Genomic DNA, 19,897 nt, shown 5'->3' with positions numbered 1-19,897 from the left:
GGCCTGCAGGTAGTAATTCAGGTGACCGTAAATGAATGATTTACAGCTCGACGACTTCAAGACCGACGAAAACGCCGCCATGGTGTTGCTCGTCGACGACCAGGCCATGATCGGCGAAGCCGTACGCCGGGGCCTGGCCCATGAAGACAACATCGACTTCCATTTCTGCGCCGACCCGCACCAGGCCATTGCCCAGGCGATCCGTATCAAACCGACGGTGATCCTGCAGGACCTGGTGATGCCGGGGCTCGACGGCCTGACCCTGGTGCGCGAATACCGTAATCACCCGGCGACGCAGAACATTCCGATCATCGTGCTCTCCACCAAGGAAGACCCGCTGATCAAGAGCGCAGCCTTTGCCGCCGGGGCCAATGATTACCTGGTCAAGCTGCCGGATAACATCGAGCTGGTGGCGCGCATCCGCTACCACTCGCGCTCCTACATGACCCTGTTGCAGCGGGACGCAGCCTACCGGGCGCTGCGGGTCAGCCAACAACAGCTGCTGGACACCAACCTGGTGCTGCAACGGCTGATGAACTCCGACGGCCTGACCGGGCTGTCCAATCGTCGGCACTTCGACGAATACCTGGAGCTGGAGTGGCGCCGTGCCATGCGTGACCAGACCCAGCTATCGCTGCTGATGATCGACGTGGACTTCTTCAAGACCTACAACGACAGCTTCGGCCACCTGGAGGGCGATGAGGCCTTGCGCAAAGTGGCTGCGACCATTCGTGATGCCAGTAGCCGTCCTTCGGATTTGCCGGCGCGTTACGGCGGTGAAGAGTTTGCCCTGGTGCTGCCGAACACCTCGCCGGGCGGTGCACGGCTGGTGGCCGAGAAACTGCGCCAGGCGGTGGCGGGCCTGAAAATCCCGCACATTGCCCCGGCAGAAGGGGCGAGCCTGACCATCAGTATCGGTTTGGCGACCATGACCCCGGTGCAGGGCACCGATTGCCGGCAATTGATCTCGTTGGCGGACAAGGGCTTGTACCTGGCCAAGCACAATGGGCGCAATCAGGTGGGTATCGAGTAGGGAATACGTCTGTGGGATGTCGTAGACCTAATGTGGGAGCGGGCTTGCTCGCGAATGCGGTGTGTCAGTCAATGCATCTGGCGACTGAACCACCCCATTCGCGAGCAAGCCCGCTACCACATTTGATCTTCATCGCTGTCTGGATGGTGCATATCCCCGCCTTTTCGGCCAAGCGGACTGCCGTTACCAGCCGTTTGTCGTTATACTCGTCGGCTTTCAAAAGTTCGCCAACGAGTGCTGCCCGCCATGGAAATCAACCCGATCCTTAACACCATCAAGGACCTGTCCGAGCGCTCCGAAACTATTCGGGGGTATCTTTGACTACGATCAAAAGCATGAGCGTCTGACCGAAGTCAATCGCGAGCTTGAAGATCCGGCTGTCTGGAACAAACCTGAATACGCCCAGGAACTGGGCCGCGAGCGCGCTGCGCTGGCACAGATCGTTGAAACCCTCGACGAATTGAACACCGGCCTGGCCGATTGCCGCGACCTGCTGGACATGGCCGTCGAAGAGAACGACGAAGGCGCAGCGGGCGATGTCGTCGCCGAGCTGGCCCGTCTCGAGGAAAACCTCGCCAAGCTCGAATTCCGCCGCATGTTCAGCCATGAAATGGACCCGAACAACGCCTACCTGGACATCCAGGCCGGTTCCGGCGGCACCGAAGCCCAGGACTGGGCCAACATCCTGTTGCGCATGTACCTGCGCTGGGCTGACAAACGCGGTTTCGACGCCACCATCATGGAGCTGTCGGCCGGTGAAGTGGCCGGTATCAAGGGCGCGACCGTGCACATCAAGGGCGAATACGCCTTTGGCTGGCTGCGGACCGAGATCGGTGTTCACCGCCTGGTGCGCAAGAGCCCGTTCGACTCCGGCAACCGTCGCCATACCTCGTTCTCCGCCGTTTTCGTCTCGCCAGAGATCGACGACAAGGTGGAAATCGAGATCAACCCGGCAGACCTGCGTATCGACACCTACCGGTCCTCCGGTGCCGGTGGCCAGCACGTAAACACCACCGACTCGGCCGTACGTATTACCCACGTACCGACCAACACCGTGGTCAGCTGCCAGAACGAACGTTCCCAGCACGCGAACAAGGACACCGCCATGAAAATGCTGCGGGCCAAGTTGTACGAGCAGGAAATGCAGAAACGCAACGCCGCGTCCCAGGCGCTGGAAGACACCAAGTCGGATATCGGCTGGGGTCACCAGATCCGTTCGTATGTGCTCGATGCGTCGCGGATCAAGGATCTGCGGACCAACATCGAACGCAGCGACTGCGACAAGGTGCTCGACGGCGATATCGACGAATACCTGGAAGCCAGCCTGAAATCTGGCCTGTAAAGACTCTGTAGGAGCCGGCTTGCCGGCGATCCCCGGCCGCAGGCCGGGGGCAACGAACCTGTGATGGAATTTCAAAAGACATGAGCGACCAACAACTCGACCCGCAAGCCCTGCAACAGGAAGAAAACTCCCTGATCGCCCTGCGCAAGGAAAAGCTTGCTGCCGAGCGCGCCAAGGGCAATGCCTTCCCCAACGACTTCCGCCGCGAAAACTACTGCGATGCCTTGCAGAAACAGTACGCGGACAAGACCAAGGAAGAGCTGGCAGAGGCTGCGATCCCGGTCAAGGTGGCAGGTCGCATCATGCTCAACCGTGGCTCGTTCATGGTGATCCAGGACATGACCGGTCGCATTCAGGTCTACGTCAACCGTAAAACCCTGTCTGAAGAAACCCTGGCCTCGGTGAAAACCTGGGACATGGGCGACATCATTGCCGCCGAAGGTACCCTGGCGCGTTCCGGCAAGGGCGACCTGTACGTTGAAATGACCAGCGTGCGCCTGTTGACCAAGTCGCTGCGCCCGCTGCCGGACAAGCACCACGGCCTGACCGACACCGAGCAGCGCTACCGCCAGCGCTACGTTGACCTGATCGTCAACGAAGACGTGCGCCAGACGTTCCGCGTGCGCTCGCAAGTGATCGCCCACATCCGCAGCTTCCTGATGAAGCGTGACTTCCTGGAAGTGGAAACGCCGATGCTGCAAACCATCCCAGGTGGTGCCGCAGCCAAGCCTTTCGAAACCCACCACAATGCGCTGGACCTGGAAATGTTCCTGCGTATCGCGCCGGAGCTGTACCTCAAGCGCCTGGTGGTTGGCGGCTTCGAGAAAGTGTTCGAGATCAACCGCAACTTCCGTAACGAAGGCGTTTCGACCCGTCACAACCCTGAATTCACCATGTTGGAGTTCTACCAGGCCTACGCCGACTACGAAGACAACATGGACCTGACCGAAGAACTGTTCCGCGAACTGGCGCAGTTGGTGCTGGGTTCCACCGACGTGCCTTACGGCGACAAGGTGTTCCACTTCGGCGAGCCGTTCGTGCGCCTGTCGGTGTTCGATTCGATCCTCAAGTACAACCCAGAGTTGACTGCCGACGACCTGACCGACATCGACAAGGCCCGCGCCATCGCCAAGAAAGCCGGCGCCAAGGTGCTGGGCTTCGAAGGCCTGGGCAAACTGCAGGTGATGATTTTCGAAGAGCTGGTTGAGCACAAGCTGGAACAGCCGCACTTCATTACCCAGTACCCGTTCGAAGTGTCGCCGCTGGCCCGTCGCAACGATGACAACCCGAACGTCACCGACCGTTTCGAGCTGTTCATCGGCGGCCGTGAAATCGCCAACGCCTACTCCGAGCTGAACGACGCAGAAGACCAGGCTGAGCGCTTCATGGCCCAGGTGGCTGACAAGGACGCCGGTGACGACGAAGCGATGCACTACGATGCCGACTTCGTTCGTGCCCTGGAGTACGGCATGCCGCCTACCGCCGGTGAAGGGATCGGCATCGACCGGTTGGTGATGCTGCTGACCAACTCGCCGTCGATCCGTGACGTGATCTTGTTCCCGCACATGCGGCCACAAGCGTAACCGTAGCGAAATCCGAAGCCGCCTTTTATAAGGCGGCTTTTTTATGTGGCGTATTTAAGCGTCAAGCTAACAGCGCCAGATGACCGTCCCCACGCTCTGCGGGGGTACGCCGCCCGTGACGCTCCGCGTCACCCTGAAAGGAAGATCCGTCGTGAACCGCGTAATGGCTCAAAAGGGTGCCGCCGGCATTGCCGCTGCCGTGGCTGAAAGTGTTCAGTACCAGGGCCGCAAGGCCAGTCGCCGGGGCAGTGAGCAACGCCGGCAGGACATTCTCGATGCGGCGATGCGCATCGTGGTGCGGGAAGGCGTGCGCGCCGTGCGTCATCGGGCGGTGGCGGCAGAGGCCGGGGTGCCATTGTCGGCCACCACCTATTACTTCAAGGATATCGACGACCTGCTCACCGACACCTTCGCCCAATACGTGGAGCGCAGCGCGGCGTTCATGGGCAAGTTGTGGGTGCGTAACGAAGGGCTGCTGCGGGAGATGGTCGCCTATGGCGACGGCAGCCCGCAGTCTCGTTCGCAACTGGCCGATGACATCGCACGCCTGACCGCCGATTACGTACAGCGCCAATTGCTCAACCGTCGCGAGCACCTGATGGCCGAGCAGGCGTTTCGCCAGGAGGCGCTGCTGAACCCGCGCCTGGCCGAGTTGGTGCGCTCCCACCAGCAAATCCTGTTGCAGGGCACTTGCCAGTTTTTCCAGGTATTGGGTTCGCGGGAACCGCAACAAGATGCCAAAGTGTTGACGGCGATTATCGGTCGGATGGAATATCAGGGCCTGCTGGGCGGTGCAGAGCCTCTGACCAGCGAAGAAATGCTTGAGATCCTCAAGCGTTACATGCATTTGGTGTTGGCTTCGGTCTGACACTGGGGAGTGTCCAATGAAAGCCTGGCGTGTCGTTGTGATCGCCTTGTCGTTCCTGTTGCTCAGCGGTTGCCTGGTGACGTTCAAGGACCCGTTGCCGGCCAGCGAGGCGGCGCCTGATGGTCTGCTAGGCCGATGGGCCAGCAAAAATGCCTGGGGCGAGCCGCTCAACCTGCAAATCAGCCGTGTAGGCGAACATCGCTACAAAGCCGTGAGCTACCCTAAAGCCAAGCCGGGCCAACGTGATGAATACCGGTTCACGGTTTCCCGCCATGGCAGCCGCTGGTATTTGTCGGCGCCGCTGCCGGCCAAATTTGGCGGGCATTTCATCCTGGCAGGCTTCGAGCTCAACGATGAACACGAATTGGTGGTCTACAACCTCGACCTGGACCAGATCCACCAGGCTGTCGACCAGAAAGTCCTTGGCGGCAGCACTGTCGAAACCGTCGAAGGCGACGGCGTATTGATCAACAGCTCCATGGCCCAGGTGTTTGCCTACCTGGATGACCCGGCCAATGCCGACGTGTTCGTCGAAGCCGTGCGCTACCAGCGTGCGAGCAAATAACGTTTAAAGAGGAAGTACCGGGTGGACGATTACCAGCAGACGATACGCACCTTGTCCGATCGCATTGTGCTGGCGCAAACACCGATTCGCGTCCTCGACGCCGTGAAATGGGACGAGAATATTCGCCAGGGATTCCTCAAGGCCAAGGGCAAGGAAATGCCGGCGGTGGACCGCGATTACTACCTGAATCGACCGCTGTCGTTCGATTCCAGCGCGGTGAAGCTGGAGTTTCAGAACATCGAGCGTGACATCACCCGCCAACTGGGCCAGTTCAACCCGGTGGGGCAGATCATGCGGCGCATGTGCAAGGAATACCGCATGGTGGTGCGCATGCTCGAAGCGCGCGGCACCGAGGATTTCGGCCTGATTTCCCAGGAACTGTACGGTGCCGCCTCCGATGCGTTCCACGCCGGTGACCCGACCCTGGCCGATTTGGGCCTGATGATGTCGGACTACCTGAACAATATTGATGGCCGTGGCGACCTCAAGGACGAAGCCAAGACCCTGACCGCCAAGGACGCCGTCAACCTGCTGCAAAGCCGCCTGAACAAGGTGTTCGGCGAGGCCGAGGAAACCATTCGGGTGTTCGAGTCCGACGGCATCGTGGCGGACGCAGCGGCAGGCGCCGACTACATCAAGATCCGCGCCGATGCGATGTTCAACGACCGCGACGTGCGTGCCCTGGAGGTCCATGAAGGCCTGGTGCACGTGGGCACCACCCTCAATGGCCAGAACCAGCCGATCTGCACCTTCCTGTCCAAGGGGCCGCCCTCGTCGACGGTGACCCAGGAAGGCCTGGCGATCCTGATGGAAATCATCACCTTCGCCTCCTACCCCAGCCGCCTGCGCAAGCTGACCAACCGCACCCGCGCCATTCATATGGTGGAGCAGGGTGCCGATTTCTTGCAGGTGTTCGAGTTCTTCCGTGAGCAGGGCTTTGAGATGGCGGAAAGCTACGGCAACGCCAGCCGGGTTTTCCGTGGGTCGACGCCTACGGGTCTGCCGTTTACCAAGGATTTGTCCTACCTCAAGGGCTTTATCATGGTTTACAACTACATTCAGCTGGCCGTACGCAAAGGCAAGCTGGAGCAAGTGCCGCTGCTGTTCTGCGGCAAGACCACCTTGGAAGACATGCGCACCCTGCGCCAACTGGTGGACGAAGGCCTGGTGGTACCCCCCAAATACCTGCCGGATCAGTTCCGAGACATGAATGCGTTGGCGGCGTGGATGTGTTTCTCCAACTTCCTCAACCATTTGAGCCTGGACCGGATCGAGGCGGATTACTCCAATATCCTTTAACCGCTGCTCGTTCCCACGCTCTGCGTGGGAATGCAGCCCGTGACGCTCTGCGTCACAAGAGCGGACGCAGAGCGTCCATTTGATGCAATCCCACGCAGAGCGTGGGAACGAGCGTCTGGCCCTATTCGCGAGGCTTCAACGGATGAGAATCCTCGGCATTCTGTGCCTGCTACTGACCCTGAACGGCTGCAGCTCCTTATTGTTCTATCCGGAGCGCGGCATGCCGTTCACCCCGGAAAAGGCCCATCTGCAATACCGTGACGTCACATTGACCACCGCCGATGGCCTCAAGCTGCACGCCTGGTGGCTGCCGGCCAAGGCCGGTGTGCCGCTCAAAGGCACGGTGCTGCACCTGCACGGTAACGGCGGCAACCTCGCCTGGCACCTCGGTGGCAGTTGGTGGCTGCCGGAGCAGGGCTATCAAGTGCTGTTGGTGGACTATCGCGGTTACGGCCTGTCCGAAGGTGAACCCTCGCTGCCGGCGGTCTACCAGGACATCGATGCCGCCTTCAAGTGGATCGACAGCGCCCCCGAAACCCAGGGCCAGCCGTTGATCGTGCTGGGCCAAAGCCTGGGCGGTGCGCTGGTGGTGCACTATCTGGCAGAACATCCCGAACGTCAGCCACAGCTCAAGGCGCTGGTGCTGGACGGTGTGCCGGCCAGTTATCGTGACGTAGGACAATTCGCCCTCAGCACCTCCTGGCTAACATGGCCGTTCCAGGTACCGTTGTCGTGGCTGGTGCCGGACGCCGACAGTGCGATCAACGCCATGCCCCGCCTGACCGGGGTGCCGAAGTTGTTGTTCCATAGTCTCGATGATCCGATCGTGCCGCTGTCCAACGGCATCCGCTTGTATCAAGCTGCGCCGCCACCGAGGGTGCTGCAACTGACCCGGGGTGGGCACGTGCAGACCTTTGCCGACAAGACCTGGCAAACCGTGATGCTGCGCTACCTCGACGACCCACAGCACTTCAACGGGCTGCGCCGCCTGGGGGAAATCCCCAATTACCCGGCGGCCCCGACTTCCAACGCAGAGAACCCGCAATGAGCGAAGAACGCAACATGATCCCCCTGATCCTCACCGGCATCGGCACGATTATCGGTACCGTCGGCTGCCTGTGGTACTACGGCTATTTGCACTTCGCCAAGCCCGAGGACGCGTTGCTGCTCAGCGACTTCACCATGCTCAAGACCGTGCCGGGCGAGGACTACAAAATATCCCTGACCCCGGCTGCCCAAGTGGCGCAGTGCGTCGATGGCGTGCTGGTGTTATTTGATACCGAACAGAAAGGCCTGACCGGCGTACTGGTCAACAGCAAGAAACAGGCGGTGCGTTGCATGGGCCAAGAAACGCCACAATTGGAACAGTAGTACGAATGAAGTGGGAAAGATCTGGAACCGTTTTAAGTGGGTTACCACAGATTCTGCACTGGCCAGCAGCGCTGTTCAGTTATATCTGCTACTTATTTTGGAGTCAGCCATATGACAAGTCCCATCTCGAGCAACAACCCTTCTTCCAATACTGCGGGTGCGGGAGGAGATAATTCGCGCATTCAGCAATTGGAGCAACAAATTCAGCAACTGAAGAACCAAGCTTCCCAAGGCGGCGGGGGCGCGCAGGGGGCAGGGGGCGGCGAAAACATTGAGGAACTGATCAAGAAACTGATGGAAGAGCTGTCAAAACTTAAGGGGCAGGGTGCTCAACAGCAGGGCGGTGACCAAGGCGGTGATAACAAGATAAACGCCGTGTCGGAAAACAACCCGGCGCAAGCAACCTTCTGATCCCAATGTTTTTGAAACGCGCTAAGACCTCGTGATCCTTAGGCCTGCCCATAAAAGAATCCCGCCAATTCAGGCGGGATTTTTCATGCTGCTACAACCGGTCGGTCGGTGACGGCGTGGGCAGCGTGCTGCTACGGGCTGGTTCATGATAGGACTCTCTGGAACCGTATTGCCTAAGAAACCACAGAAAGCGATGTAACTTGCACAAATTGGGGCGAGAAGGTGGCGATAACTATTGCTGCAATAAGCAACATGGTGGACATGGTCAGGGGGCACGAGAAGCTGGAAATGCTCGACGCCGAAGATCATAAGCTCAAGCACTTGCTCGACAAGCTGTCGGAGCATGACTACGGCGGGAAGATAGAACTGCCAGCCGAGGATACAAACCGACCTGTCCGGTTCGACGACCCGAAAAAAAACCCACAGTAACGTGGGTTTTTTTTCCAGCATCAATCGATCAGTTGGCCATCGAAGAACGTGGCTTGACCGGCTGGTTGTCGTTGGAGATGGTCACTTCAACGCGACGGTTCATGGCGCGGCCCGAAACGCTGCCGTTGTCCGCAACCGGGTATTCCTTGCCATAGCCTTGGGTCACGATGCGCGAGATATCCACACCTTGGTTAGCCAGTGCGCGCTGTACAGAAGCGGCGCGGCGCTCGGACAGGCTCTGGTTGTACGAGTCGGAACCAGTGCTGTCGGTGTAGCCTTCGACAATCACTTTACGGTCCGGGTTATCGCGCAGGAACTGCGCCAGTTTGGTGATATTCACCAGGCCGCTGGACTTCAGGTCCGACTTGTTGGTGGCGAACAGTACGTCACCAAACGTCACCAGTGTGCCGCGATCGGTTTGCTTGGCGTTCAAGCTGTCTTGCAGTTGCTTGATCTGCGCGTCACGGGCATCCAGCAGGGCGCGGGCACGTTCGTCGCCAGCGTTTTTCAGCTTGGCTTCGGACTCACGCAGGACGATGGTGTCCTTGGCCACTTCAACGCGCTGGTTGGTCAGGTAGGCCAGTTGGTCGACCTTCTTCTGGTCTTCCTTGTCGCGGTAGGCCTTGTCAGCCTTGTCCAGCCAGTCGCTCGCGTCTTTGGTTTCCAGCGCCGCTACCTTGGTAGCTTGCGGGTTGGCTTGCAGGGCCGAGAAGTTGGTCCGAGCGTTTTCCAGGTTCTGGTTCGGCGGGGTGGAGCAAGCCGCCAGAGCAACGCTCATTGCCAGCAGGGCAGGGATCATCAATTGTTTACGCATAATCGTGTCGTCCTTTCAATTCGGTTTCGGGTGCAATGCAATCAGGGGTAGCGGCTTATTGCTGCGGCTTGATAACCGCCGGGCGCATGCCTTCCTGACGCAGCTCCTGAACAGCTTTCTGGGAATCCTTCAAAGCCTGTTGGGCCTTGGCAGCCTGGGCTTTACGCTCTGCTACGCGAGCGTCCCACTCGGATTGCTCGGCCAGGCGACGGGCCTCGTCATAGTTCTTGTCGTGCATGGCGATTTCAGCTTGCTTCAGTTTGTCCTGGGCAGACTTCATCTCCACGGCTGCGAACTCGGTACCGCCGGCGCTGACGGCGCTGTTCACCGCAGATTGGGTGACAGCGTACTGCTCGGTCGGCGGGTTGCCGGCGCAGCCAGCCAGTACGAAGCTGGTGCCGATTGCCAGCGCGGCCAATTTAAGCCCGCGCAGGTGGTTAAACGAGGTTTTGGCAGTGCTGGTCTTCATCGTCTTCAACTCCATTAGGTAACTCCTGAAAAACATCAAATCCATCTCCGGCTTGCAGTGTCTGCGAGGTCCGGCGGTTAGCTCAGGACGCCTATTCAAACGGCTGTTCCAAGTGATGGCTTACTGGCTGTGACCGGAGGCTTTTTTGAATAGTTCAGCGGAGATGGCGATTTGCCTAAAAAAATATTTGACTGATTGGTCAGCGTTTAAAAGTTGGAACTTTTGCACGGCGCAGCGGTATCCAGGGCCTGTGGGAGGCCCTGGATACGGGGGGTTAAGGGTTTTGACGCGGAGGTTTACTAGTGTTTCTGCTTGTCGGACTGAGCTGACAAGTCGTGCAGATAACGCCGTGACAGCGTGAGAAACCGTGGGGTTGGGCCGACGTCTTCGTACAGCGGATCGCCTTCCTCATCGGTGGCAATCACCTGCTTGCCCTTGATGTAGGGGAAGCTCGCTTCCAGCTCTTCGAGGGCTGCGCCGATCAACTCGCCGAGCAGTTCTTCGGTATGGCGTTTGGGGTACATCTCGGAAATCGCCGCCAGTCTGGCAGCGGCTTCCACGTCCAGGTGAATGGCGTATTCGGTTTTGGTCAGACGACCCTTGGCGTTTTCTTCCCAATGCTGGGCCAGTTCTCGGATTTTCATGGCAACCTCAATGGAGCCCACGGTAGGCGGGCGATGATGAGTGACCAGCCGGCCAGCGCGGATAACGCTGCGGCTTACTGTTGAGACTAGCTGCAACTCACAAGGTTTAAAGTTCCTTGTAAGACGTCGCCGTGGGCGGCACTCTTGAGGATCAAAGCGTCCCGGATTTTCTGCTGGAGATTGGCTGATGAGCGATATCGATGCACGTTTGCGTGAGGATGTTCACCTGCTGGGTGAGCTGTTGGGCAACACGATTCGAGAGCAGTACGGCGATGAATTCCTCGACAAGATCGAGCAGATCCGCAAAGGCGCCAAGGCCGACCGCCGTGGCGCGGCCTCGGAGCAGGTGGCCGGCGAAGAGCTGAGCGCCAGCCTCAATCAACTGAAAGAAGATGAACTGCTGCCGGTGGCGCGGGCCTTCAACCAGTTTCTCAACCTGGCTAACATCGCCGAGCAGTACCAGTTGATCCACCGCCGCGATGAATCAACGCCTGCGCCGTTTGAGTCACGGGTACTGCCGGAACTGCTGGCGCGCTTGCAGAGCGAAGGCCACAGCAGCGAATCCCTGGCGCGCCAGTTGGGTCGGTTGGAAATCGAACTGGTGCTCACCGCTCACCCCACCGAAGTCGCCCGCCGCACCCTGATCCAGAAATACGACGCCATCGCCGCACAATTGGCCTTGCAGGATCACCGCGACCTCACCACCACCGAGCGCGAGCAGATCCGCAATCGCCTGCAACGCCTGATTGCCGAAGCCTGGCACACCGAAGAAATCCGCCGTACCCGGCCCACGCCCGTAGACGAAGCCAAGTGGGGCTTTGCGGTGATTGAGCATTCGCTGTGGCACGCCATCCCGAATTATCTACGCAAGGCCGATCACGCCTTGCATGCCGCGACTGGCCTGCGCCTGCCCCTGGAGGCTGCGCCGATTCGCTTTGCTTCCTGGATGGGCGGCGACCGCGACGGCAACCCCAACGTCACCGCCCCGGTCACCCGCGAAGTGTTGCTGCTCGCGCGCTGGATGGCCGCTGACCTGTACTTGCGCGATATCGACCACCTGGCCTCCGAGCTGTCGATGCAACAAGCCAGCCCGGCGTTGCAGGCCAAGGTGGGTGACAGCGTCGAACCTTACCGGGCGGTGCTCAAGCAATTGCGTGAGCGCCTGCGCGCCACACGCCAATGGGCCCAGACCTCGTTGACCAGCACCACGCCGGCGTCTGCCGACGTGCTGCAAAACAACCGCGAGCTGCTCGAGCCGCTGGAGCTGTGCTACGAGTCGCTGCACACCTGCGGCATGGGTGTGATTGCCGACGGCCCGCTGCTGGACTGCCTGCGCCGGGCGGTAACGTTTGGCCTGTTCCTTGTGCGCCTCGACGTACGTCAGGATTCCACCCGCCACTGCGCGGCCATGACCGAAATCACCGATTACCTGGGCCTCGGCCGTTACGAGGATTGGGACGAAGAGGCGCGCATCCGTTTCCTGATGAAGGAACTGGCCAACCGTCGGCCCTTGTTGCCGGGCTACTTCAAGCCCTCGGCAGACACCGCCGAAGTGCTGAACACCTGCAAGGAAATCGCCGCCGCACCTGCCGCGTCCCTGGGTTCCTACGTCATCTCCATGGCCGGCGCCGCGTCGGATGTATTGGCGGTGCAACTGCTGCTCAAGGAGTCCGGCGTACAGCGGCCGATGCGGGTGGTGCCGTTGTTCGAGACCCTGGCTGACCTGGACAACGCAGGCCCGGTGATCGAGAAACTGCTGCTGTTGCCGGGCTATCGCGCGCGCCTGCAAGGCCCGCAGGAAGTGATGATCGGCTACTCGGATTCGGCCAAGGATGCGGGCACTACGGCCGCCGCCTGGGCGCAATACCGGGCCCAGGAACAGTTGGTGGAAATCTGCCGCGAACAACAAGTCGAACTGTTGTTGTTCCACGGTCGCGGCGGCACCGTGGGCCGTGGCGGCGGCCCGGCTCACGCGGCGATCCTGTCGCAGCCGCCGGGCTCGGTAGCGGGGCGTTTCCGCACCACTGAACAAGGCGAGATGATCCGCTTCAAGTTCGGCCTGCCGGACATCGCCGAGCAAAACCTCAACCTGTACCTGGCAGCGGTGCTGGAGGCGACCTTGTTGCCACCACCCCCACCGGAACCCGCCTGGCGCCACTTGATGGACGAATTGGCCGCCGACGGTGTCAGCGCTTACCGCGCCGTGGTGCGGGAAAATCCGCAATTTGTCGAGTATTTCCGCCAGTCCACGCCGGAGCAGGAGTTGGGCCGCTTGCCGTTGGGCAGTCGCCCGGCCAAGCGCCGGGCCGGCGGCATCGAAAGCCTGCGGGCGATCCCGTGGATCTTCGGCTGGACCCAGACACGCCTGATGCTGCCGGCCTGGCTCGGCTGGGAGGCGGCGTTGAGCAAGGCCCTGGAGCGGGGCGAAGGCGAGTTGCTGGGGCAGATGCGCGAGCAATGGCCGTTCTTCCGCACCCGCATCGATATGCTGGAAATGGTGCTGGCCAAGGCCGACGCCGATATCGCCCGCCTGTATGACGAGCGTCTGGTGCAGCCCGATCTGCTGCCATTGGGTGCGCACTTACGCGACCTATTGTCGCAGGCGTGCAGCGTGGTGCTTGGCCTGACTGGCCAGTCTCAACTGCTGGCCCACAGCCCCGATACCCTGGAGTTCATCCGCCTGCGCAACACCTACCTGGACCCGTTGCACCTGCTGCAGGCCGAATTACTGGCCCGATCACGGCAGCAGGAAGCGGCACAGGACAGCCCTCTGGAACAGGCGCTGCTGGTGTCTGTGGCCGGTATTGCCGCTGGTTTGCGCAACACCGGCTGACATTTATGGCGTGTTCTCAATAGCTTGCAGATACATCGCGCCGGTCGCCGTCAAAAAGGCGACCGGCGTTTTGCTGTCAGGGTTGTACCTGCCTATAAAGCCAGCGCGGCGCGGGTTTCTCCTACTTTCGGCGGCTTGTGTGGTTTGGGCCTGCTGTGTATCTTGATCAGCCTTTGGCCGTTTGTGCGGCCTGGACCCAAAATTTCCGAGATTGGCCCCATGCGGCGAATCCGAGCGTCATCTTTATAAAAAATTGAGGAGCACATCGATGCGCGTCATTCTGCTGGGAGCTCCCGGGGCCGGTAAAGGTACTCAGGCAAAGTTCATCACTGAAAAATTCGGCATTCCACAAATCTCCACCGGCGACATGCTGCGCGCGGCCGTCAAGGCCGGCACCGAGCTGGGCCTGATCGCCAAGAGCGTGATGGACAGCGGCGGCCTGGTCTCCGATGACTTGATCATCAACCTGGTCAAGGAACGCATCAGCCAGGACGACTGCAAGAACGGTTTCCTGTTCGACGGTTTCCCGCGCACCATTCCCCAGGCTGAAGCCCTGGTGAAGGCCGGCGTCGAACTGGACAACGTGGTGGAAATCGCCGTTGAAGACGAAGAGATCGTGCAGCGTATTGCCGGTCGTCGTGTTCACGAAGCCTCGGGCCGCGTCTACCACATCGTCTACAACCCGCCGAAAGTGGCTGGCAAGGATGATGTCACCGGCGAAGACCTGGTGCAGCGTAAAGACGATACCGAAGAAACCGTGCGCCATCGCCTGTCGGTCTACCATTCCCAGACCAAGCCACTGGTGGACTTCTACCAGAAACTCTCGGCTGCCCAGGGCAAGCCGAAGTACAGCCACATCGAAGGGGTGGGTTCGGTTGAAGCCATCACTGGCAAAGTACTGCAAGCGCTGAGCTGATCGTTCATCCGCTTGATTGACAACGGCCCGCTTGCGGGCCGTTGTTGTTTATACTGACGCACTTTTTTCAACGTGGATGCATACACCGATGAGCACCTTGCTGGCCCTGGACACCGCGACTGAAGCTTGCTCCGTTGCCCTGCTGCACGATGGCAAGGTCACGAGCCACTACGAGGTGATCCCGCGCCTGCACGCGCAGAAGCTGTTGCCGATGATCAAGCAATTGCTGCTGGACGCAGGCACCACCTTGTCGGCGGTGGACGCCATCGCATTCGGGCGTGGCCCGGGCGCGTTTACCGGCGTGCGCATCGCTATCGGTGTGGTCCAGGGCCTGGCGTTTGCGCTGGAGCGTCCGGTGTTGCCGGTGTCCAACCTGGCGGTGCTGGCGCAGCGGGCGTTTCGCGAACACGGCGCCAGCCAGGTCGCGGCGGCCATTGATGCCCGCATGGACGAAGTGTATTGGGGTTGCTACCGCGAAACCGCTGGCGAGATGCGCCTGGTGGGAGCTGAAGCCGTGCTGCCGCCTGAAACGGCGGCCTTGCCGGCTGATGCCAGCGGCAACTGGTTCGGTGCTGGCACCGGCTGGGGCTATGGCGAGCGCATTGGCGTGACGCTTGCCGGCCAGGATGCCGCAATGTTGCCCCATGCCGAAGACCTGCTGGCCTTGGCACGCTTTGCCTGGGAGCGGGGCGAGGCGATTCCCGCCGACCAGGCAGCCCCTGTGTACCTGCGGGATAAAGTGGCGCAGACCAAGGCTGAGCGCGGCATTATTTGACGTCAAAAATGCGGGCAAATTCAGGAAAAAATTGCCAATCGTCAGAATTTGCCCGTGCTTTTAAACCTTTTACCAATTATGTGTTCTAGTTATCACCAGAGCATTTGCGCGCGATGGAAAGCGCCACTAAAATGCCATCACCGATACCGAGTTCGCATGTATGCGCATAGACGGCTTTTCATCACAGTCCTACCCCCTCAAGCGTAAGCCTCGCAAGGCGAACGTGACGGTAGACGACTCCGTCGAAGACTCGCCCGACTTTGTTGAAATCCAGTCCGACACCTCCGCTGTTTCAGCGCGTTCCCAAGCGTCCAGCGGTGCACGCACCAGCGGTGTTCCTGCCCGCCAGCAAGACATGCTCTTCCCGCGCTCCATGAGCAAAAACGTCGCCAATGCCCTGGCCAGCTACCTGACCACCGCCGGCTTTGTCGAATGGGATATGGAAGTGCTGGGTCTCGATATCCATATCTGATGCGGCTGCCTTACTACCTCGGTTGTCCGTCCTGGAGTGAAAACGCCTGGCGCGAATACCTGTATCCCGCCGACGCCCGTTCCAGCGATTACCTCGCCCTGTATTCCCACGTCTTCAACGCCGTTGAGGGCAACACCACGTTCTATGCCCGCCCCTCCGTCGCCACCGTGCAGCGCTGGGCTGAAATCATGCCCGAACATTTTCGCTTCACGGCCAAGTTTCCGGGTGACATCAGCCACAGCGGCAACCTGATTGAGCAGTTGCCGGCGGCGGAAAGTTTCCTTGGCTTGATGAGCCCGTTGGGCGAGCGCATTTCGCCGTTGTGGTTGCAACTGCCGGCCAGTTTTACCCCGCAGCGGCTGGGTGAATTGGCCGGGTTTATCGACGGACTGGAGCGACCGTTGGCGGTGGAAGTGCGCCATTCGGAGTTCTTCGCCAAGGGCGAGGCCGAGCGCAGTCTCAACCGCTTGCTGCGCGATCGTGGCGTCGAGCGCATCTGCCTGGACCCTCGCGCGCTGTTCAGTTGCACGTCCACCTCCGCAGCCGTGCTGCACGCCCAATCGAAAAAGCCCAAGGTGCCGCCTCGCCCGGCGGCGCTGACGCAGTTTCCACAAGTGCGCTTTATTGGTCATCCGGAGCTGGAAGCCAATGACCCCTTCCTGGTGCCCTGGATTGAAAAGGTCGCCGGCTGGATCGAAGAGGGCCGCACGCCCTATGTCTTTCTTCACACCTCCGACAATCGCCTGGCCGCCCAACTGGCCCTGCGCTTTCACGAAAAGCTGATGGTGCGTTTGCCCGGCTTGCCGGCCTTGCCCACACTGCATCGAGAACCCGAAGCGGAGCAACTGGGGTTACTCTAAGGCTCCTTTCCCCGACAGGAGTCAGTCATGGATGCCCAAACCCTTCGCGCCGAAGCCTTCAAGGCCCTGCATGAGCGTGACCGTGCCTTCGTGATGCCCAATCCGTGGGGCGCCGGTTCCGCAAAAATGCTTGCCAGCCTGGGTTTCGAAGCCCTGGCCACCACCAGCGCCGGCTTCGCCTTCAGCCTCGGCCGCCCGGATGCCGAAGGGGCGTTGTCCCTGGAAGACACCTTGGGCAATGCCGGGACGATCGTCCAGGCCACCTCGCTGCCCGTCGCCGCCGACCTGGAAAACGGGTTCAGCGATACGCCCCAGGGTTGCGCCGAGACTATCCTGCGCGCCGCTGCTACTGGCATTGTCGGTGGCTCCATCGAAGACGCCACCGGGATTGCCGTCGACCCGATCTACCCCTTTGACCTGTCTGTCGAGCGCGTCGAAGCCGCGGTCGCCGCTGCCCGCAGCCTGCCATTTCCCTTCACCCTGACCGCCCGCGCGGAAAACCTCCTGCATGGTCGGCTGGATTTGCCCGACACCATTCGCCGCCTCCAGGCCTACGCCGAAGCCGGCGCCGACGTGCTGTATGCACCGGCCCTGCGCAGTGCCGAGGAAGTGTTGGCGGTGGTGAAGGCGGTTGCGCCAAAGCCCGTGAATATCTTGATGTCAGGCGCCCTGAAACTCAGCGTGGCGCAGTTGAGCGAGATGGGCGTCAAACGCATCAGCGTTGGCTCGGCGATGGCCCTGGCGGCGTATGGCGCGTTCTTCAGGGCGGCCCAGGAGGTTCATGAGCGGGGTACGTTTACCTTTACCGAACGCTCGATGCCGTTCAGCCAGGCCAATCAACTGTTCAAGGCTTGAGGCATCGTGTGTTTCTTCAAGGTATTGGGGGTGTTGCTCGTGTTGGCGGGTGGTCTGCTGGTCGGCGTGTGGCGGGGCTGGGTGCCGCTGCCCGATGATTGGAACCCGTGGGCGCCGCTGGACGTACGCGCAAGCCCGAACCTGCTGACCCGATTCAAACTGGGGCGCCTGCAGGATGACCCTGCGCTGTGTGACCAGGTGCTGAAAACCTCTGGACTTCGGGTCACCCACCAGGCCGACAGTCCTGCGGATGCTGCTTGCCCGCTGCGCAATACCTTGCGGGTCCAGGGGGCGGAGGTGGGGCTGAGCAGCAGCTTTCTCGCCAGTTGCCCGCTGGCCGTGGCGTTCGCCCTGTTCGAGCGGCACAGCTTGCAGCCGGCGGCCCAAGCGGTATTTGGCCAGACCGTGACGCGGGTCGATCACCTCGGCAGCTTTGCCTGTCGCAATATCTACAACCGTGCCGATGGGCGACTCAGCCAGCACGCATCGGCCAACGCCCTGGACATCGCCGGCTTTCGCCTGGCGGACGGGCGCACCATCAGCGTGCTCAAGGATTGGCCGGGTGACGGCGAAAGTGCGCGTTTCCTGCGACAGGTTCGCGACGGCGCCTGCAAGGATTTCAACGTGGTGTTGAGCCCGGATTACAACGCCGCCCACCGAAACCACTTTCATCTCGACATGGGGCGTTGGTGGGTGTGTCGCTGAGGGTCAGGCGGCCAGGCGCAGGTTGTGGATAATCAGCGGGCGAGCCCAGCGACTGTCGAAGTCCAGGGCTTTTTGTTGCTCAACCAGCTCTTCTGCCGGGAATGGCGGCGGTGGTGGTGGCAGCAGGTCCAGTTCCAATTCGGCAATCGGCAGATGCAGTGGGCGTGGCGCAGGCGCCGGGCCCGGCTCGGGCAGCGGTTGGCCGGCGGCAAGCACGATAGGGCGCACCCAACCGCTTTCGAAGTTTTGTTGCTTTTGCTGGGCGACCAGTTCTTCCGCCGGATACGGTGGCGGTGCGGGTGGCAGCAACTCCAATTCGAATTCGGCGATGGGCAGGAACAGCGGCTCGGGCGGGGCGATCTCGGTGTCTTTCACGTCGCACGCGCGCTGGGTGACGATCTGCGACAGCAGGTCACTGCCTTCACTGGGCTCAACCGACGGATCCACCGGCTTCGCCACGGACTTGGCGAGCGCGCCGGGCGTGTCACCGAGCTGTTCGGCCAACGCCTGGGCGAAGAAGTCCTGCCACACATGACTGACGCCGGCCAGCGCTTGGGTATTGCGCAGGCCGAAGTGGTTGTGGGTCGGCAGTACACCGGTAAATAGCGAAGGAATGTCTGACATTTCTCTCGATCGTCGCTCAGCTCTGGCAAAATGCCTGATCCTTTTTTTTATCGGCCGCTTTTCGCCGATCCTTAATATTTTTGAGCGTAGTCACCGATGAGCGAACAACCAGCGGCCAGCCGCATTCGGGTCGAGGCCTTGGCCGAAGGTTTCCAGGCCCGTGCCCAGCAGTGGGCCGAGCAGCTTGGGTTGCCTTCGCAGCTGGATGAGGCGGACTTTGCCTTGCAGGTGGGGGAGCAGGGCCTGCAGTTACAACAGCTGGGACCTGATGCGCCTGGGCCGGTGCGGGTGGATTTTGTGGAAGGTGGTGCGGCGCACCGGCGTTTGTACGGTGGTGGCAGCGGGCAGATGATTGCCAAGGCGGTGGGCGTGGCGCAGGGCGTGCGGCCGCGGGTGTTGGATGCTACGGCGGGGTTGGGCAAGGATGCTTTCGTACTGGCCAGTTTGGGGTGCGAGATGAGCCTGATCGAGCGGCAGCCGTTGATTGGCGCGTTGCTGGAGGATGGTCTGGCGCGCGGGGCCGAGGATTTTGAGGTGGCGCCGATTGTGGCGCGGATGAAGTTGCTCAAGGGCAATTCCATTGAAGTGATGCGCAATTGGGAGGGGGAGCCGCCTCAGGTGATTTATCTGGATCCGATGTTTCCTCATCGGGAGAAGACTGCGTTGGTGAAGAAGGAGATGCGGTTGTTTCGGCCTTTGGTGGGGGATGATCCGGATGCGCCGGCGTTGTTGGCGGCGGCGTTGGCTTTGGCCAGCCATCGGGTGGTGGTTAAGCGGCCGCGTAAGGCGCCGTGTATTGAGGGGGTGAAGCCGAGTCATGCGTTGGATGGGAAGTCCAGTCGGTATGATATTTATCCGAAGAAGGCGTTGAAGTCCTGAGGGTGGAGTACATATCCGTTATTTAGGTAACGGCCACTTATGGTTCCGCTCTTACAGCGGGTCACTTTTGGCAAACGCCCGGAATGCCGGCCCAGCCAAAAGTAACCAAAAGGTCTTTGCCCCACCACTCGGTGCCTCGCTTAGGCTCGG

At 60.7% G+C, this 19,897-nt stretch carries 22 protein-coding genes; 18 read left to right on the top strand and 4 right to left on the bottom strand.

Annotated elements, in window-relative coordinates:
* Positions 1–31: 31 nt before the first annotated feature.
* The 10 genes from D109_RS0126020 to D109_RS1000000134330 all read left to right on the top strand — a co-directional run bounded on the left by D109_RS0126020 (position 32) and on the right by D109_RS1000000134330 (position 8,901).
* Positions 32–1,033, top strand: coding sequence for a diguanylate cyclase (locus tag D109_RS0126020; protein WP_017479455.1), 1,002 nt, complete (start codon positions 32–34; stop codon positions 1,031–1,033).
* 246 nt (positions 1,034–1,279) lie between these two features.
* A protein-coding gene (gene prfB, locus D109_RS0126015) for a peptide chain release factor 2 (RefSeq protein ID WP_108083577.1) occupies positions 1,280–2,375 on the top strand; the annotation gives its coding sequence in 2 pieces (ribosomal slippage) (positions 1,280–1,351 and positions 1,353–2,375; 1,095 coding nt in all).
* An 80-nt stretch (positions 2,376–2,455) separates the two neighbouring features.
* On the top strand, positions 2,456–3,958 hold the full coding sequence (lysS, locus tag D109_RS0126010; RefSeq protein WP_017479453.1) for a lysine--tRNA ligase: 1,503 nt from the start codon (positions 2,456–2,458) through the stop codon (positions 3,956–3,958).
* Between the two features lie 151 nt (positions 3,959–4,109).
* Positions 4,110–4,826, top strand: coding sequence for a TetR/AcrR family transcriptional regulator (locus D109_RS0126005; protein WP_023659125.1), 717 nt, complete (start codon positions 4,110–4,112; stop codon positions 4,824–4,826).
* A 16-nt stretch (positions 4,827–4,842) separates the two neighbouring features.
* Positions 4,843–5,391, top strand: a complete 549-nt coding sequence (locus tag D109_RS0126000; protein WP_017479452.1) for a hypothetical protein — start codon at positions 4,843–4,845, stop codon at positions 5,389–5,391.
* Positions 5,392–5,412: 21 nt separating this feature from the next.
* Positions 5,413–6,690, top strand: a complete 1,278-nt coding sequence (locus tag D109_RS0125995) for a flavohemoglobin expression-modulating QEGLA motif protein (protein WP_017479451.1) — start codon at positions 5,413–5,415, stop codon at positions 6,688–6,690.
* A gap of 142 nt (positions 6,691–6,832) precedes the next feature.
* A complete protein-coding gene (locus D109_RS0125990) occupies positions 6,833–7,738 on the top strand; it encodes an alpha/beta hydrolase (protein WP_017479450.1) in 906 nt (301 codons plus the stop codon).
* Positions 7,735–8,061, top strand: a complete 327-nt coding sequence (locus D109_RS0125985; RefSeq protein ID WP_003219233.1) for a hypothetical protein — start codon at positions 7,735–7,737, stop codon at positions 8,059–8,061. The genes D109_RS0125990 and D109_RS0125985 overlap by 4 nt, the downstream gene beginning before the upstream one ends.
* A gap of 111 nt (positions 8,062–8,172) precedes the next feature.
* The gene (locus D109_RS01000000132145; protein WP_177325542.1) at positions 8,173–8,472 is read left to right on the top strand and encodes a hypothetical protein; all 300 of its coding nucleotides are present in this window, start codon (positions 8,173–8,175) and stop codon (positions 8,470–8,472) included.
* 288 nt (positions 8,473–8,760) lie between these two features.
* Positions 8,761–8,901: a hypothetical protein gene (locus tag D109_RS1000000134330; protein ID WP_177325541.1), complete on the top strand. Its 141-nt coding sequence runs from the start codon at positions 8,761–8,763 to the stop codon at positions 8,899–8,901.
* A gap of 28 nt (positions 8,902–8,929) precedes the next feature.
* On the opposite strand, the gene D109_RS0125970 is transcribed toward D109_RS1000000134330, so the two are convergent.
* The 3 genes from D109_RS0125970 to D109_RS0125960 form a co-directional block, all read right to left on the bottom strand.
* Positions 8,930–9,715, bottom strand: coding sequence for an OmpA family protein (locus D109_RS0125970; RefSeq protein WP_017479447.1), 786 nt, complete (start codon positions 9,713–9,715; stop codon positions 8,930–8,932).
* 55 nt (positions 9,716–9,770) lie between these two features.
* Positions 9,771–10,199 (bottom strand): DUF4398 domain-containing protein, encoded by a 429-nt coding sequence (locus tag D109_RS0125965; RefSeq protein ID WP_017479446.1) that lies wholly within the window; start codon positions 10,197–10,199, stop codon positions 9,771–9,773.
* Positions 10,200–10,483: 284 nt separating this feature from the next.
* Positions 10,484–10,828: a hypothetical protein gene (locus D109_RS0125960; protein ID WP_010176787.1), complete on the bottom strand. Its 345-nt coding sequence runs from the start codon at positions 10,826–10,828 to the stop codon at positions 10,484–10,486.
* Between the two features lie 187 nt (positions 10,829–11,015).
* Between D109_RS0125960 and ppc the strand changes: the two genes are divergently transcribed.
* From ppc to D109_RS0125925, 7 genes are all read left to right on the top strand, one after another.
* Positions 11,016–13,661 carry a phosphoenolpyruvate carboxylase gene (gene ppc, locus D109_RS0125955; protein ID WP_017479445.1) on the top strand — a complete coding sequence of 882 codons (2,646 nt, stop codon included), beginning with the start codon at positions 11,016–11,018 and terminating at the stop codon, positions 13,659–13,661.
* A gap of 268 nt (positions 13,662–13,929) precedes the next feature.
* Positions 13,930–14,577, top strand: a complete 648-nt coding sequence (gene adk / locus D109_RS0125950; protein ID WP_017479444.1) for an adenylate kinase — start codon at positions 13,930–13,932, stop codon at positions 14,575–14,577.
* Positions 14,578–14,665: 88 nt separating this feature from the next.
* On the top strand, positions 14,666–15,352 hold the full coding sequence (tsaB, locus tag D109_RS0125945; protein ID WP_017479443.1) for a tRNA (adenosine(37)-N6)-threonylcarbamoyltransferase complex dimerization subunit type 1 TsaB: 687 nt from the start codon (positions 14,666–14,668) through the stop codon (positions 15,350–15,352).
* 160 nt (positions 15,353–15,512) lie between these two features.
* Positions 15,513–15,824 (top strand): hypothetical protein, encoded by a 312-nt coding sequence (locus D109_RS0125940; RefSeq protein WP_017479442.1) that lies wholly within the window; start codon positions 15,513–15,515, stop codon positions 15,822–15,824.
* Positions 15,824–16,684 (top strand): DUF72 domain-containing protein, encoded by an 861-nt coding sequence (locus D109_RS0125935; protein WP_017479441.1) that lies wholly within the window; start codon positions 15,824–15,826, stop codon positions 16,682–16,684. Before D109_RS0125940 ends, D109_RS0125935 begins: the two co-directional genes overlap by 1 nt.
* 27 nt (positions 16,685–16,711) lie before the next feature.
* Complete coding sequence (locus D109_RS0125930) at positions 16,712–17,539, top strand: oxaloacetate decarboxylase (protein ID WP_017479440.1); 828 nt, start codon at positions 16,712–16,714, stop codon at positions 17,537–17,539.
* A gap of 6 nt (positions 17,540–17,545) precedes the next feature.
* The gene (locus D109_RS0125925) at positions 17,546–18,244 is read left to right on the top strand and encodes an extensin family protein (protein ID WP_017479439.1); all 699 of its coding nucleotides are present in this window, start codon (positions 17,546–17,548) and stop codon (positions 18,242–18,244) included.
* A 3-nt stretch (positions 18,245–18,247) separates the two neighbouring features.
* On the opposite strand, the gene D109_RS0125920 is transcribed toward D109_RS0125925, so the two are convergent.
* Positions 18,248–18,868: a hypothetical protein gene (locus tag D109_RS0125920; protein WP_017479438.1), complete on the bottom strand. Its 621-nt coding sequence runs from the start codon at positions 18,866–18,868 to the stop codon at positions 18,248–18,250.
* A 96-nt stretch (positions 18,869–18,964) separates the two neighbouring features.
* Here D109_RS0125920 and D109_RS0125915 point away from each other — a divergent pair, with 96 nt between their 5' ends.
* On the top strand, positions 18,965–19,747 hold the full coding sequence (locus D109_RS0125915; RefSeq protein WP_017479437.1) for a class I SAM-dependent methyltransferase: 783 nt from the start codon (positions 18,965–18,967) through the stop codon (positions 19,745–19,747).
* Positions 19,748–19,897 lie beyond the last annotated feature (150 nt).

It is taken from the genome of Pseudomonas sp. PAMC 26793 (assembly GCF_000313235.1).
GTDB lineage: Bacteria > Pseudomonadota > Gammaproteobacteria > Pseudomonadales > Pseudomonadaceae > Aquipseudomonas > Aquipseudomonas yamanorum.
Note: the sequence above shows the minus strand (reverse complement) of the source record. Positions and strands in the feature narration are given on the sequence as shown.